Source organism: Actinomyces graevenitzii C83 (assembly GCF_000239695.1).
Classification (GTDB): domain Bacteria; phylum Actinomycetota; class Actinomycetes; order Actinomycetales; family Actinomycetaceae; genus Actinomyces; species Actinomyces graevenitzii.
In genome coordinates this window covers 198306-213034 of the sequence record NZ_JH470339.1, presented here as the reverse complement: position 1 = coordinate 213034, position 14729 = coordinate 198306, and the positions used below count along the sequence as shown (strand labels likewise).

Sequence of the window (14729 nt, the reverse complement as noted above, 5' to 3'; positions counted from 1 at the left end):
TTAACCAGCTGGCTACTTAACCAGCTGCCCGGCGCGGTACACCTCAACCGGGTTCAGATCGCAGTCGGTTACCACCACGTCAGCAATCATCCCGGCGGCCAACTCGCCACGGGCAGGGTCGCCTAGGATCTCGGCGCCCTGCACACTGGCGGCGTAGACGGCGTCCTCTAGCGCCACCCCAGCGTGCCAGGTGGTGCGCACGACGTCGATCAGGTGGGCAGTGCCGCCCGCAATCGCCCCGCCTTCGGTTAGGCGAGCTACGCCGTCGGCCACAGTAACCGGCTGGGAACCGAGCACATAGGAGCCGTCAGCCATACCCGCCGCAGCCATAGCGTCAGTGATCAGCACCAGGTTGGCTGGGCCCAGAGTGTCGAATAGGTCGCGCACGATAGCTGGCGCCAGGTGTACGCCGTCGCCAATAAGCTCAGCAATAACCTCGCCGCGCTGGGCACCAGCCACCACCTCGGGCACGGGGCCGGGGTCACGGTGGTGAATGGGACGCATCCCGTTAAACAGGTGGGTGGCGGTGGCACGCTCTGAACGCACTGGCTTGTCGGTGGCTAGACGCGACCAAATACGCCGGTCGGTTTCCTCCAGGCAGCGACGTACCGGCTCGGCGCCAGAGTCAGTGTGTCCAAAGGAAGGCAGCGCTCCGCCCTCAAGCAGGGCCTCGATTACGCCGTCGTCACCCAGCAAACCCGGCTTTTCGGGGGCGATAGTCATGGTGACCACATGCCCGCGCCCCAATTGCAGCAACTCACGGGTTAGTTCAGCGTCAGGGTCAATGATGTAGGTAGGATCCTGGGCGCCGCAGCGCTCAACTGAAACGAATGGGCCCTCATAGTGGATACCGGCAATTTCGCCCTCATCAGCCAAATCTGCCAGCAGCTTGGTGCGTTCACGCAGCACCTCGGGGCTGGCGGTGACGCAAGAGGTGACAATGGTGGTGGTGCCGTGACGGCGATGCTCAAGCACGGCGGTCATGGCCTGCTCGCGGGTGGTGGCGTTGGGGAACGACTCTCCGCCGCCGCCGTGACAGTGCACGTCGATCAGGCCAGGCAGCAGGTAGCCGCCCTCGGGAGCAGGGCTGGCTTGCTCAAGTTCGCGGGCAAAACCGGCAGCTGCGGCCTGCTCAGCTTCCCCCACCCACAACAGGTGTGAACCGTTAACAACAACTAGGCCGTCTAACAGGATGGTTTCGGGTAGTACAACTCGCCCGCGTAGGGCGAAACTGGCTTCTTTGCTCATGTGCCCAGTTTATCTGCCCTTTGTGCGCTTTTAGAGCGTTAAAGTCACTGTTAAAAGTGATTTTTGAGCTACTTAATGGCGCCCTGTTAGAACAAGCGGGAGTCAGCGTCGTCCATGCCGCGCATAGCGTCATAGTCCAAGATCAGACAAGTGATGCCGCGATCTTCAGCCAATGTGCGGGCCTGGGGTTTAATGGTTTGGGCGGCGAACACGGCCTTGACTGGGGCCAGTAGCGGGTCGCGGTCTAGCAACTCACGGTAGCGGGTTAGCTGCTCGACGCCGTCGATGCCGCCTACGCGCTTAATTTCCACGGCCACAGTGTGGTCATCAGCGTCTTTAGCCAAAATGTCTACCGGGCCGATGGCGGTGTAGTACTCGCGGCGGATCAGGCGGTGGCCGGGGCCTAGCAGCTCAATTTGCTGGGCTAACAGTTCTTGCAGGTGGGCTTCCACGCCGTCTTTAGTCAATCCAGGCTCTGCCCCTAGCTCTTCATTAACGTCGGCATATACCTGGTAGATACGGATACGCAGGCGGTCATCAGTTTTGGCAGAGCGCACGTCGAGCAGCTGCACTACCCCGGCCTGCTGGTGTTCGGCGTCGATGTCTAGTTCTTCCACGCTTAGCGGGGGCATCATCCAGTTAAGGGGCTTGTAGGAGCCGCCGTCGGAGTGAATTAGCACTGAGCCGTCAGCTTTAAACATGATTAGCCGCTTGGCTTTGGGAAGGTGGGCACTTAGGCGGCCAGAGTAGTCAACAGAGCAGTCAGCAATCAGCAAGCGCATTGGATAACCCAATCATTTACACCCAAAATCATCCTTCACAGGTGATTTTTCCATGGGGTTTTATAGGGAAGGGACGAAATGTCAGTTTTTGTGTAGTGTTTAGTAGGCCTTGGGGTTAGTAGGCCTTGGGGCTAGTAGGCCTTGGAACTATACAAAGCCCTCTGCACGCGGGGCAGCAGAATCGGCCCAGGCCACCAGCGCCGAATGGAATTCTTCAGCCATAGCCAGCTCGTATTCGGTCTGCCCATAGGTGAGGGTCACTTCCACCACGCTGCCGCCATTAACTCGACGACGCGGCTGGCTTAACTCCACAAACCTGCGTTCAATGCGCAGGCGCGGGCTGGGTGAGGCAGACACGATGCGATACCAGTCAAGGGTTTCACTACGCATCTGGGCGATGCCGCCCATCCAACCAGATTTAACGGCTAGCGCACACTCGAAAGCCCCCACTCGGGCAGATAGCGTACGCAGACGAACAAAAAACAGTACTAGCGCGATTAGCGCCGCAACCAGTGCAATTAGACCCCATACCCAGACAGCGTGCATGGGTATTAGTCTAGGTCGTCACCATCCAAAGCAGCGAGAGCGACGTGCTCAACCTTGGTATCTACCTCGATGCTTTCGACATCGAGGCTGCCAACTTCGTCCTCACCCACAGCGTCGGCGGCCACGGTGACCTGGTCATGGTCAACTGAACAGAATCCCCCACGCACATGCACACGGTAGGGCTTATCGCCCTCCACCTGCACATATCCGTCACCAAGAAGGGCCAGCACCGGGGCGCGGCCAGGTAGTACACCCAGTGCGCCGGTGACGGTGGGCAGCGAAACGCTGTCTGCCTGCCCGCTGAATACCTGCCTGCGCAGGGAGACAATCTCAACGTTTAGCTTGCTCACTTTTTTCTCCTGGCTTGGTTAATTTACTGCCGTTACGTCACTGGGGCGTCACTTAATTTCCGACGACGCCGCCCACCCCACTGCCGGAGCTAAACTGCCGGGGCTAGGGGCGCCGTCGCCGTCCCGCCCAGGTAACCCCAGGCGGGACGTAAGCCGACTACTTAGTCAGCTCGTGAGCGCGGCGCTCTAGATCTTCGATGCCACCGATGTTGAAGAATGCCTGCTCAGGCACGTGGTCGTAGGTACCTTCACAGATAGCCTTGAAGGCGGCCACAGTCTCAGACAGGGGCACGGTAGAACCGGCAACACCGGTGAACTTTTCAGCCATGTAGGTGTTCTGGCTCAGGAACTGCTGGATACGGCGGGCACGTGCAACCGTAACCTTGTCTTCTTCACTCAGCTCATCAACACCCAAGATGGCGATGATGTCCTGCAGCTCCTGGTTCTTCTGCAAGATGGACTTAACCTGGGTGGCCACCTCGTAGTGTTCCTTACCCACATAGCGCGGGTCCAAAATACGCGAGGTAGAGGTCAGCGGGTCCACAGCCGGGTACAGACCACGTGAAGCAATTTCACGCGAAAGCTCGGTGGTGGCGTCCAGGTGAGCGAAGGTGGTGGCCGGAGCCGGGTCGGTGTAGTCGTCGGCGGGCACGTAAATAGCCTGCAGCGAGGTGATGGAGTGACCACCTGCGGAGGTAATACGCTCCTGCAACTGACCCATTTCGTCAGCCAGGTTGGGCTGGTAACCCACGGCGGAAGGCATACGGCCCAGCAGGGTGGAAACCTCAGAACCGGCCTGGGTGAAACGGAAGATGTTGTCGATGAACAGCAGCACGTCCTGGTGCTGTACATCGCGGAAGTATTCCGCCATGGTCAGAGCGGTCAAAGCCACGCGTAGACGTGTGCCCGGGGGCTCGTCCATCTGGCCGAATACCAGGGCGGTCTTGTCGAACACCCCAGCTTCACCCATTTCGACGATCAGGTCGTTACCCTCACGGGTACGCTCACCCACACCGGCGAACACGGACACACCACCGTGGTCCTGGGCCACACGCTGAATCATTTCCTGAATCAGCACGGTCTTACCCACACCGGCACCACCGAATAGACCAATCTTTCCACCCTGTACGTAGGGGGTTAGTAGGTCGATTACCTTAATGCCGGTCTCGAACATCTGAGTCTTGGACTCTAGCTCGTCGAAGGCCGGGGGCTGACGGTGGATAGGCCAACGCTGGGAAACCTCGAAGTGCTCACCGGGCTTGAGGTTTAGCACGTCACCGGTCACGTTGAACACGTGGCCCTTGGTGATGTCACCTACCGGCACGGAGATGGGGGCACCGGTGTCGATTACCTGGGCGCCACGCACCAGACCGTCGGTGGGCTTAAGCGAAATTGCACGCACAATGTTGTCACCCAGGTACTGGGCTACTTCCAAAGTGAGGGTGGAGGTAACCCCATCTAGGGTTAGATCCGTGTGCAATGCGTTGTACATCGCCGGTAGTCCATCCGGCGGGAACTCAATGTCTACTACGGGGCCGATGATGCGGGTAATACGCCCGGTAGCCCCGGTGTTTGGGTAATTAGCCATTTATCGTTCTTCCGTGTTCTATCTGGGCGTTTACTTTCCCGCCAGGGCGTCAGCACCGGAAACAATTTCGGTGATTTCCTGGGTGATTTCACCCTGTCGAGCGGCGTTTGCCAGACGGGTGTAAGTAGTGATGAGTTCTTCGGCATTGTCGGTGGCCGTGTGCATGGCGCGCTGACGGCTAGCCAGCTCACTGGCGGCGCTTTGCAGCAGCGCGTCATTGATACGGCTGGCTACATAGCGCGGCAGTAGGGCGTTGAGTACTTCCGCACTGGAAGGCTCAAACTCATACAGCGGCATGGCGGTAGTTTCTTCAGCGTGGAAACGCTCCTGGGTGGCGGCCACGTCTTCACGGACCAGTTCACCGGGACCTTCCACATCCACCACGCGCAGCGGCAGCATACGACGCACTTCAGGCACCTGGCTGACCATGGTTTTGAAGCGTGTAAAGACGATGTGCACTTCACTTACGGCGCCGTCTTCAGGCTTAGCCAGGAAGGTACTGAGCAAAGTTGCCGAAATATCGTCAATCATTTGCGGGCTGGGACGGTCAGACTCGCCCACCCAAGACTTTTCTACCGGGCGGTCGCGGAAGGAGAAGTAGCCTTGGGCGCGGCGGCCACAGGTGTAAATAACCGGCTCTTTGCCCTCTTCAACCAGGTGCTCGATGAGGCGTTCACTTTCACGCAGGATGGTGGCCGAGTAAGCCCCGGCCATACCACGGTCAGAAGTGACTACCAGTACCGCAACCCGGTTGGTGTCGGTGCGCTCACGAGTGATGGGGTGATCTAAGCCCGAGTAAGAGGCTAGTGCCGCCACTGCGCGAGATAGCGCCGCATTGTAAGGACCCGAGCTCTGGGCGGCTTCGCGGGCCGCGCCAATGCGCGAGGCAGCGATTAGCTCCATAGCCCTAAACACCTTTTTCAGGGTTTTGGTGGAGTTAATCCTCTGCTTATAAACGCGTTGTGCTCCAGCCACCTCAGCCTCGCTTGACTTCGATCTGCTCTACGGTGTGCTCGGCAGCAGGGGCATCTTCAAGCTCAGCCACCTCAGCGTCTAGCAGTGCGCCGTTACCCATGAAGGTGGTGCGGAAAGCCTCAACAGCCTTACGCAGCTTGTCTTCAGTCTCATCGGTCAGCTGACCGGTGGTGGCGATGGTCTCTAGTACGTCGGTTTCCGAGTGCAGGTAGTTGAGCATCTCCTTCTCGAAACGAGATACGTCCTTAAGGGCGACGTCGTCGAGATAACCGTTGGTACCTGCCCACACACTGGCTACCTGGTCTTGGACCTTGTAGGGGGTGTACTGGGGCTGCTTTAGCAGTTCCATCAGGCGAGCACCACGGGTGAGCTGGGCGCGCGTGGCGGCGTCCAGGTCGGAGGCGAACATAGCGAAGGCCTGCATGGAGCGGTACTGGGCCAAGGTGATCTTGAGGGTACCGGAGACCTTCTTCATAGCCTTGATCTGCGCGGCACCACCCACACGGGATACCGAGACACCTACGTCAACAGCCGGGCGCTGGTCGGAGTTGAACAGGTCGGACTGTAGGAAGATCTGGCCGTCGGTAATGGAAATGACGTTGGTGGGAATGTATGCCGAAACGTCGTTGGCCTTGGTCTCAATGATGGGCAGACCCGTCATGGAACCGCCACCGAGGTCATCTGATAGCTTGGCGCAACGCTCTAGCAGACGAGAGTGCAGGTAGAAGACGTCACCGGGGTAGGCTTCACGGCCCGGGGGACGACGCAGCAGCAGTGACACTGCACGGTAAGCTTCAGCCTGCTTGGATAGGTCATCGAAAACAATCAGCACGTGCTTGGAGTTGTACATCCAGTGCTGACCGATGGCACTACCGGTGTAGGGAGCTAGGTACTTGAAGCCGGCCGGGTCTGAGGCGGGCGAGGCCACGATGGTGGTGTATTCCAGCGCGCCGGCCTCTTCCAGGGTGCGTCGCACCGAGGCAATGGTGGAGCCCTTCTGACCGATGGCTACATAGATGCAGCGCACCTGCTTGTTGGGGTCACCGCTGAGCCAGTTGTCACGCTGGTTCAAAATGGTGTCCAGGGCAATAGCGGTCTTACCGGTCTGGCGGTCACCAATGATCAGCTGGCGCTGGCCGCGACCAATCGGGATCATGGAGTCAATGGCCTTAAGGCCGGTCTGCAGCGGCTCGTGCACGCTCTTACGCTGCATAACGCCGGGAGCCTGTAGCTCCAAAGCGCGGCGTCCTTCTAGATCGGTGATCTCACCTAGACCGTCGATGGGCTTACCCAGCGGGTCTACTACGCGGCCCAGGTAGCCGTCACCGACCGGCACGGACAGCACCTCGCCGGTACGGCGTACGGGCTGTCCTTCTTCAATGCCGGTGTAGTCACCTAGAACGACGACGCCGATCTGGCGCTCTTCCAGGTTCATGGCCATACCTAGAGTGCCATCTTCGAAAGACAGCAGCTCGTTGGCCATGGTGCCGGCCAGCCCCTCCACGTGGGCGATACCGTCGGCAGCAAACACGACCTGACCGACTTCTTCACCGGCCACGTCGGTGGCGCGGTAGGAGCTAACAAACTCATTTAGAGCACTGCGAATCTCTGCGGGAGAGATACTCAGCTCAGCCATATTGCGGTTCCTTACCTCATTTACTGCCGTTACCGGCACGGAATGTTTAAGCGATTTGGGTGCGCAGTGCCTTGAGGGCGCTGCGGGTGGTGTTGTCGTATAGGCGATCGTCGACCAGGATGCGCAGGCCGCCAATCACCTCAGGGTCTACCTCTAGGTGCAGTTCGACGCCGTGCCCGGTGAGCTTGGCTAGGGCCCCGATCAGACGCTTCTGCTGGGCTTGGGTTAGCTCGACGGCGCTGGTCACGTCGGCAATCACCAGGCCCCGACGGCGTGCGGCGAGCTCGCACACACGGCGCAGGTTGTAGGTGATACCGGCACGCACCTCGTGGCGGGCGCACCACACTAGGAGGGTCAGCGCAGCTTCTGAAAGCTGGCTTTCGAACAACCTGGTGGCTAGCTGCGCGCGCTGGTCTGCGGTGCTAAGACGCGAAGGATCTAGGGCTTGGCGTAGCTGGCGGTCATGCTTTAGCACGTTGATTACCGCGAAGAGCTCATCTTCAACTGGCACGGAGGCACTGACCGAACCGGCGATAACCGATTCGATACCTAGATCGTGCATGCGCGTCAGTAGTTTGATGGGGTCTAGCCAGTGGCCGGTCACCAGTTCGCAAAGCTGCTCCACCACTGCCGCGTCCGCTGTGCCGGTAAAGATTTCACGTGCCAGTTTCTGCTTATCCGCGTTGGTGCGGGCAGGGTCGGTAAGTGAGTTAAGCAGCGGACGGTTTTCAGCAATGATGTGAGCCACGCCCAGCATCTGGTGGCCTAGCACCACGGAGCGCTTTCCACCGGCAGCTAGCTGACTAGCCCAGGCTTTGGCTGTGAGCTCGGTGCTCATCAACGCACACTCGTTTCGGTTTCAAGCTGGGCGATAGATTCGTCGATTAGACGGGCTGCCGCCTTGGGATCCGACAGCTCGGCACGCAGCAGCTTTTCGGCAATTTCGGTTGCCAACAGGCCGACTTCACTGCGTAGAGCTTCACGGGCCGCACTGGTTTCAGCTTCAAGCTGGCGCTTAGAGGAAGCCAGAGCTTTGTCAGCTTCTCCCTCAGCGTCGGTGCGGGCCTGGCTGAGGATGCGTTCAGCTTCACCGTGGGCCTTGTCGCGTAGCGCGGCGGCGTCGCGACGAGCGCCTTCAACCAGTTCCGCAGCTTCTTTCTGAGTGCGGCTGCGGTCAGATTTGGCCTGTTCGGCAAAGTCCAGACCAGCCTGAATCTTGGCAGTACGCTCATCTAGGATCGCAGTGAACTTAGGTAGTGCGTACTTAATTAGCACGACGGCGATCACAACGAAGCACAGCGAACCCCAGATCAGGTCAGCCGGCTCTGGCAGCAGGATGGAGTGCTCGCTGTGTTCGCTAGACTGCGCGGCAGCGAGCACAGCGGTGTATACGCTGGCTGATGCCATGATGATCAGAAGGCGAAGCCAGCAGCGAAGCCGAGCAGACCCAGAGCCTCAATCAGGGCCGCACCGATGAACATGTTGGTACGCAGTGCACCAGCAACCTCGGGCTGACGAGCAGTACCTTCCTGGGTCTTGCCAACGACGATACCGATGCCGAGACCGGGGCCTAGGGTAGCCAGACCGTAACCGATGGTAGCGATGGAACCAGTCATGGAATTGTTCTCCTTGTGGTTGAAACCGGCTTAGGTTTAAGCCGATGGTCTTTGTTAGTTAAGGATAGCTTTATTTACCTAAGTAAGTACCTAGGTGATCAGTGGGCGGAGATCGAAGTGTCGATGTAGACCGCCGTCAGCAGAGCGAAGATGTAGGCCTGCAAGACAGCCACGAAGGCTTCAAACAGGATGAATACCAGGCCCAGCCCCAGGGTGATCACACCCAGCCCCTTAATCCAGCCGCTGGCCTCAAAGAACAGGGCGTTGGTGGCCAGGAAGCACAGGGCTAGCAGGATGTGCCCAGAAACCATGTTGGCCAAAAGACGTAGTGTCAAAGTCACTGGCCGCATGATGAAGGTGGAGAAGATTTCAATGGGGGTCACTAGCACGTAGAGCACCCCGGGCACACCCTTAGGCATGGTTTGATCTTTGAAGAACTTGAACGGGTTGCCGTGTGAGGCCTTGATACCTGCCGCCACGAAAATGACGTAGGAGAAGATGGCGAACACTAGCGGCATACCAATTACCGAGGTACCTGCCACCTGCAGGCCCGGGATAATTCCAGCCAGGTTCATAAACAAGATACCTAGGAAAACTACGGTCAGCACCGGCGTGTAGCGCACAGCGCGACGCTCACCTAGCGCGTCTTCAGCCACGTTCTTGCGCACGAATTCCAGCAGCATTTCCAGCATGTTTTGGAAACGTCCAGGCACTAGCTTGGCGCGTGCGGCCCCGATCCCAAATGCCAGCACTAGCACTAGCGTCATGATGATGCGTACCAGCATGATGCGGTTGAGCTCGAACGGGGTGTTCAAGAATGCCAATGCTGGGGGAAAGAAGTCATCGATGCTTGGTGGCACAAATCCACCTTTCGCGGCTACAGCCGTGACCAGCTGAGCGGGTGCGGTTACATCCAGCACCGAAGCCCCCCTTTAGGTTGATGGTTTAGGTTTCATAGAACTACTGCGTCTAAGACATTCACCTTACAGCAATTCCTAAGTACCTATTATGCTCCTAATGCTCCACCAAAAGCAGCCCTTAGTACCTACCTGCAGTAGCTTGAGTCACATTAGTAACTCTTTTAGCAGAATTCCTTAGGACTTAGGCCCCTCTTTAGAGTCCTTTGTCTCTACATATACCTTATTGCCTGTGGCTAAGCTCACTACCTCTGTTAAGGTCAAGATCGCTAAAGTTACGCCTAAAGACAGCACAAAGTAACGCGGGTTAACTGCTTTATCACCCAAATTTTTTAGCGCTATCAGGCAGCCGATCATCACCAGCACTTTGAGCGCAAAGTCGATCATTACCCCTGAGCCGGCCAGCTGTGGGTAGCGGTCCCAGGGGATGTACAAGATCGCGCCAGTCACCAGGCTTAGTAATAGGCCCGCTCCCCCACCCCAGGCCAGTCCAGCTGCCTTAGCGCCTTCTAATGCGAAGGAGATCCCCAGGCTTAAAGCGGCCAGGATCAGGCCAACTGCTAGGCAGCGACGGGCAGCACGACGAAAATTTTGGGTGGCGCTTAGGTGGCTCATTTGGCTCGCTTATTGGTTAGTTACCGACAGTTTTAAATTGCCGGTACTCCGGTGGGGTTGGTGTCGTCGTCATCTTCGTCCTCCCATAGGGATTGGTCGGGGACGACGTCGTAGCGCACGTTGGGGTTGCGCGGGGCCTGCCACACCGGGTTGTTGTTAGCTGGGGCGGCTCCATGGTTGCCCTGCGGGTTCGACGGCGCAGCGGCCTGGGTTGGTGCAGCTGCGGGCGCATGGGCGGCTGGCGTCACTTGTTGGGCCGGGACTGCCTGCTGGGCGGCTGCCTGGACAGCCGGGGCAGCCGGGGTGAGCGGCTGCTCTACCGGAGCGGCTGCGTGGCGGCCAGCTCGACGTCGTCGCGTCTGCACAGCTGGCTCTGCGCCCTGCGTTTGCCCGGCTTGAGCTGCCGGGACAACCGGCGTGGACAGCGGAGACTGTGGCACAGGCTGACCTAAAGCTGGCTGAGCCTGCTCAGGCGCGGGCGCTGGGACGGTTTGCTGGACCGCTTGGGCCACTGGAGCCTGGACCGCTTGGGCCACTGGGGTCTGGACCACTGGAGTCTGAGTCATTTGAGTCTGGGCTGCTAGCGGGGCAGCAGGTGGCAGCGGCGCAGCCGGATTGACAGCAATAGCCTCGTCGGGCGAGTTGGCCGCAAAATAAGGTGCAGACTGCGTTGAGGGAGCGCTAAAGGTCGAAGGCGCACTCAAGCTTGAAGGCGCATCCAAAGCAGCATTTGAAGCAGCACCCGAAGCAGCAGTTGAGGCCGCGCTAGCGGTAGAAGGCGCGCTAGAAGGCGCCGGCTCAGCCGACTGCAGCCAAGGCGGCGTGGTAGAGCGCGGCTTAAGCCTAGAACGACGGGTCCTGGCCGGCGTCGTCGAGGCCGGCGTCGTCGTAGCGGAGGCAGCAGAAGCCGCGCTGAGTGAAGCCGCAGCTACAGCAGCAGAAGCCGCGCTGAGGGAACCAGGCGCAGCAGCACTAGCAGCAGCCACACCAGGCGCAGCGGTACTGGGCACGGAGACACTAGCGGCAGCCGAGGAAGGAACGCTAGCGGCACCGGGCACAGCAGCACTAGCCGCAGCCGAGGAACTAGCTACCTCAGGTGAAGCAGCAGTAGCAGAGCTAGCCGCGCTGGGTGAGGAGCTATCAACCACGGGCGTAGAGGCAGTACGCACCCGCACCACCGGAGTGGCAGCGGTCTTGTCGGGAAGTTTGGTCGGATGCACCGAAGCGGGCAAATCCTGCTTAGGCACAGCCTTAGATACAGGCTTAGGCGCAGGTTTTTCAGCAGGCTCTTCACGCTTAGTTTTACGCATAAAACCGGTGAACACGAAGGCCGCAATCAGGGATAGACCCAGGGCCAAAATAGCCTGTCGGGTATCGATGAAAGCCCAAGCCGCCAGCGGGAAAACCACCGCCGCCGTCCACATATACATCACCAGCACCACGCGCCGGTGCGTCAAACCAGCCGAAAGCAGACGGTGGTGGATGTGCATACGGTCGGGATGGAAGGGGCTCTTACCAGCGCTAACGCGGCGCACCACGGCCAGCATCATGTCTGTTAGCGGTAGCAGCATCATGGCCAAAGGCAGCAGCACCGGCAAGAAGGCCGGCAGCGCGCGCCCATAGCTAATCGAAATCGGGTCAATCTGGCCGGTAACCACAATTGCCGTGGCCGCGCTCATCAGACCCAGCAGCATGGAACCACAGTCGCCCATGAAGATTGTGGCCGGGTTGAAGTTATGCGGCAAAAAGCCCAGGCAAATACCGATCAGGGCGGCGCCTAGCGTGGCCGCCAGGGAGGCGTAAGAGTCAGGCGAAGTGTTACGGGTAAGCACATAGGTGTAGCCAAAAAACGCCATGGCGCCAATAGCTACAGTTCCCGCAGCCAAACCGTCCAAACCATCAACAAAGTTAACGGCGTTAATGGCGGTAAGTACCACGAAAATCGTCATGACCATAGAAAAACCGGAAGAACCGATAGTCAGCCCCGCAATTGGGAAAGACACCAGTTGCACGCCCTGCCAGGCCAAAATCGAGGCAGCCAGGGCTTGGCCGGCAAGCTTTGCCCACCATTCCAGGTCAAAGAGGTCATCAACCACGCCCAGCGCACACAGCAGGCCACCGGAGGTCACCACGCCCCAGGCGCTACCGCCTTCAAACACGCCCTCCAGGTAGGGAATATGGGAGGCCACCGCAATGGCAGCCACCATGCCCACATACATGGCCACCCCGCCCAGGCGCGGCACGGGCACCTTGTGCACGTCACGCGAACGCACCGGGGTGAGCGTGTGAGTCACCAAAGCGATGTGACGCACCACCGGCACACTCACATAGGTAATGGCCGCAGCCACCAACAAAATCAGTAGGTAAACCTTCACAGGCGACCCCTATCCGTCTACCTTGCCGATAACAGCTTCGATCTGTTCCACGCTGAGCACCCCTACACGCAGCACCTTAGGCTGGGGGGCTGCGAAAGAAACGATAGTGGAGGGTACCGGGCCGGGGGTGGCGCCGTCGTCGAGCAAGTAAATCTCACCCGAGGCGATCTGAGGACCAAAGTAAGCGCGCGCCTGGGCGGCGTCGGTGGCGGGCGGCTGGCCGGTGAGGTTGGCGCTGGTAACTGCCAGCGGGCCGGTTTGGCTCAGCAGCTGCAAAGTGAGCGGATAGTTGGGTTGGCGTACGGCTACGGTGCCGCCGGTTTCGCCCAGGTCCCAGCTTAGATCTGGGTGGGCGGGAAGAATCAGGGTAAGCGCCCCGGGCCAGTAAGCTTCCATGAGGGCACGGGCTGGGGCTGGGATATTGGCGACGACGCCGTCCAGCTGAGAGATGTCGCTGACTAGTACCGGCGGGGGCATTTGCCGTCCCCGACCTTTGGCTGCCAACACCTGCGCCACGGCGTGAGCGTCACTTGCTAACGCGCCGATTCCATAGACGGTGTCGGTAGGGATAATCGCCACTTTGGCAGCCTGAAGATGGCTGACTGCGGCTTGCACGGGGATAGTCACTCTCCCATACTGCCACCCGTCAGGCCACCTATTCCAGCCCGTTGGGACTTAAACCACTCGTTGACGTATCTCTCCCGCGCTTAAACTTACCTGTTTAAGCCCGCCCTCGCTTTCATAAACAACCACCACGATGCGATCAGTCCAGGCCACATCGCTGTAGCCAAAACTACCTGGCTCAAGCTCAGCTAGGAACTGGTAGCGCACCAGCCCATACTCTTCTGCTTCTGTAAAACCAGAGGCTCCGCCTGGGGGTAGCAGCACGGCTTCCAGCCAGCCATTACGGCGTTGGCTCGCATCAAAGGCGTTAGTAAGCAGTGCGAACCGGTCATCGGCATGCCTACCGCCGTAAACAGTGTTGTAAAGCTCAGATTGCATTAAAAATACGTGCGGTTGGTCAGAAACAATCACTAACCCAAATTCACTGGCGCGCACGCTAACCATGCCCGCATTGCAGCCCGGATCTCTGACAGGATCGGGCGAAGCCTTAGTCCAGCTAACTCCCCCGTTTAAGCTGACTGCAGACAGGCGCTGGCCGCTATAGCCGGCGTCACGAGCGGAAAGCAGCAGGACGTCTGCGTTCACTTGGGCTATGCAAAATTCATCGACGCCGCTGGTGGCGGTGCCGCCGGCCAGGCTACCGGTTTGTCCTGCCTGTGTTTGCTGACAAGGTTGGCCCAGGAACCAGCTTTGGCCGCCGTCGTCGCTAAGCAGACAGCAGGCCTGCATCTGCTGCGCACCCTCACTGCTGCCCTCTACCCGCAGCACTAGGGGCTGTACCAGGCGGCCGCCATTTAGGCAGACGCCATGACCCGAGACGCTAAAGCCGCAGGGAGCCACCTTGAAATTGGTGCGCCAACTACGTTTGCCGTTTGTCGCGGCGGCGGCCATATCGATTTGGCGCCAGCGCCAGGTGTAGCCGCTATCTTCGCTAACCCCGTAGAGCAGGGCTAGCTCCTCATCACCTTGCTTGGCTAGGGCGGCAGCAGGAGTTTCATGCCAGCCCGGGGCGGGAGCTTGCAAGGCCGGCTTGGCCCCAAACAGGCCAGTTAGTCGTGAGGCTGTAATAAATAGGTGTAGCTTGCTGCCATCCCAGATCAGGGAGGGGTCAGAGTAGCCGCAGCCGACACCGTCCAGGCTGTAACCGCGCGCGACCCCCTCCGCCAGGATCTGGGCGTCATCCCAGGTGGAGCCGTGGTTGTAGCTGTGGCGCACCACTACCGAGTTGGGATTGGGCAGGTCATCAGGCAGCGCGCCGCCGCTGGAGCGCCACTGTTCACCTTTGGGACGTGGGCGTAGATCATGAACTAGCACCAGGTGGCCTGAACCCAGATGTACCAGCGCTGGCACTCGGGCGCTAAAGTCGGCTTGGTCGCTAGGGTAAAGAATTTGTCTTTCCATGTTTCATACCAGTTACTTTTAAGCGGGCGTTTTGTCAGGCAGATGGCAGGGTGGAG

The 14729-nt window shown here is 59.3% G+C and carries 14 protein-coding genes and 1 pseudogene; all 15 read right to left on the bottom strand.

Going from position 1 to position 14729, the window contains the following annotated elements:
- Positions 1 to 12: 12 nt before the first annotated feature.
- The 15 genes and pseudogenes from HMPREF0045_RS08580 to HMPREF0045_RS08510 all read right to left on the bottom strand — a co-directional run bounded on the left by HMPREF0045_RS08580 (position 13) and on the right by HMPREF0045_RS08510 (position 14673).
- The gene (locus tag HMPREF0045_RS08580) at positions 13 to 1248 is read right to left on the bottom strand and encodes an N-acetylglucosamine-6-phosphate deacetylase (RefSeq protein WP_005987503.1); all 1236 of its coding nucleotides are present in this window, start codon (positions 1246 to 1248) and stop codon (positions 13 to 15) included.
- Positions 1249 to 1334: 86 nt separating this feature from the next.
- Positions 1335 to 2030, bottom strand: coding sequence for an endonuclease NucS (gene nucS, locus HMPREF0045_RS08575; protein WP_005987501.1), 696 nt, complete (start codon positions 2028 to 2030; stop codon positions 1335 to 1337).
- Positions 2031 to 2177: 147 nt separating this feature from the next.
- Positions 2178 to 2576: a DUF2550 family protein gene (locus HMPREF0045_RS08570; RefSeq protein ID WP_005987499.1), complete on the bottom strand. Its 399-nt coding sequence runs from the start codon at positions 2574 to 2576 to the stop codon at positions 2178 to 2180.
- Positions 2577 to 2581: 5 nt separating this feature from the next.
- Positions 2582 to 2926 (bottom strand): F0F1 ATP synthase subunit epsilon, encoded by a 345-nt coding sequence (locus HMPREF0045_RS08565; protein ID WP_005987498.1) that lies wholly within the window; start codon positions 2924 to 2926, stop codon positions 2582 to 2584.
- A 157-nt stretch (positions 2927 to 3083) separates the two neighbouring features.
- Positions 3084 to 4514: a F0F1 ATP synthase subunit beta gene (gene atpD, locus HMPREF0045_RS08560; RefSeq protein WP_005987497.1), complete on the bottom strand. Its 1431-nt coding sequence runs from the start codon at positions 4512 to 4514 to the stop codon at positions 3084 to 3086.
- Between the two features lie 30 nt (positions 4515 to 4544).
- On the bottom strand, positions 4545 to 5489 hold the full coding sequence (locus HMPREF0045_RS08555; protein WP_005987496.1) for a F0F1 ATP synthase subunit gamma: 945 nt from the start codon (positions 5487 to 5489) through the stop codon (positions 4545 to 4547).
- 1 nt (position 5490) lies between these two features.
- A complete protein-coding gene (atpA, locus tag HMPREF0045_RS08550; protein ID WP_005987495.1) occupies positions 5491 to 7125 on the bottom strand; it encodes a F0F1 ATP synthase subunit alpha in 1635 nt (544 codons plus the stop codon).
- Between the two features lie 46 nt (positions 7126 to 7171).
- Positions 7172 to 7963 (bottom strand): ATP synthase F1 subunit delta, encoded by a 792-nt coding sequence (atpH, locus tag HMPREF0045_RS08545; protein WP_005987494.1) that lies wholly within the window; start codon positions 7961 to 7963, stop codon positions 7172 to 7174.
- Positions 7963 to 8532, bottom strand: a complete 570-nt coding sequence (atpF, locus tag HMPREF0045_RS08540) for a F0F1 ATP synthase subunit B (protein ID WP_005987493.1) — start codon at positions 8530 to 8532, stop codon at positions 7963 to 7965. The genes atpH and atpF overlap by 1 nt, the downstream gene beginning before the upstream one ends.
- A 5-nt stretch (positions 8533 to 8537) precedes the next feature.
- Positions 8538 to 8741, bottom strand: a complete 204-nt coding sequence (gene atpE, locus HMPREF0045_RS08535; RefSeq protein WP_005987492.1) for an ATP synthase F0 subunit C — start codon at positions 8739 to 8741, stop codon at positions 8538 to 8540.
- 98 nt (positions 8742 to 8839) lie between these two features.
- Entirely contained in the window at positions 8840 to 9601 is a 762-nt protein-coding gene (atpB, locus tag HMPREF0045_RS08530) for a F0F1 ATP synthase subunit A (RefSeq protein WP_330932962.1), read from the bottom strand.
- 234 nt (positions 9602 to 9835) lie between these two features.
- Complete coding sequence (locus tag HMPREF0045_RS08525) at positions 9836 to 10273, bottom strand: hypothetical protein (RefSeq protein WP_005987490.1); 438 nt, start codon at positions 10271 to 10273, stop codon at positions 9836 to 9838.
- 1316 nt (positions 10274 to 11589) lie between these two features.
- A pseudogene (locus HMPREF0045_RS11105) lies at positions 11590 to 12648 on the bottom strand (MraY family glycosyltransferase); the annotation flags it as partial.
- A gap of 9 nt (positions 12649 to 12657) precedes the next feature.
- On the bottom strand, positions 12658 to 13263 hold the full coding sequence (locus tag HMPREF0045_RS08515; RefSeq protein ID WP_330932963.1) for an L-threonylcarbamoyladenylate synthase: 606 nt from the start codon (positions 13261 to 13263) through the stop codon (positions 12658 to 12660).
- A 60-nt stretch (positions 13264 to 13323) separates the two neighbouring features.
- On the bottom strand, positions 13324 to 14673 hold the full coding sequence (locus HMPREF0045_RS08510; protein WP_005987485.1) for a sialidase family protein: 1350 nt from the start codon (positions 14671 to 14673) through the stop codon (positions 13324 to 13326).
- Positions 14674 to 14729: the final 56 nt, after the last annotated feature.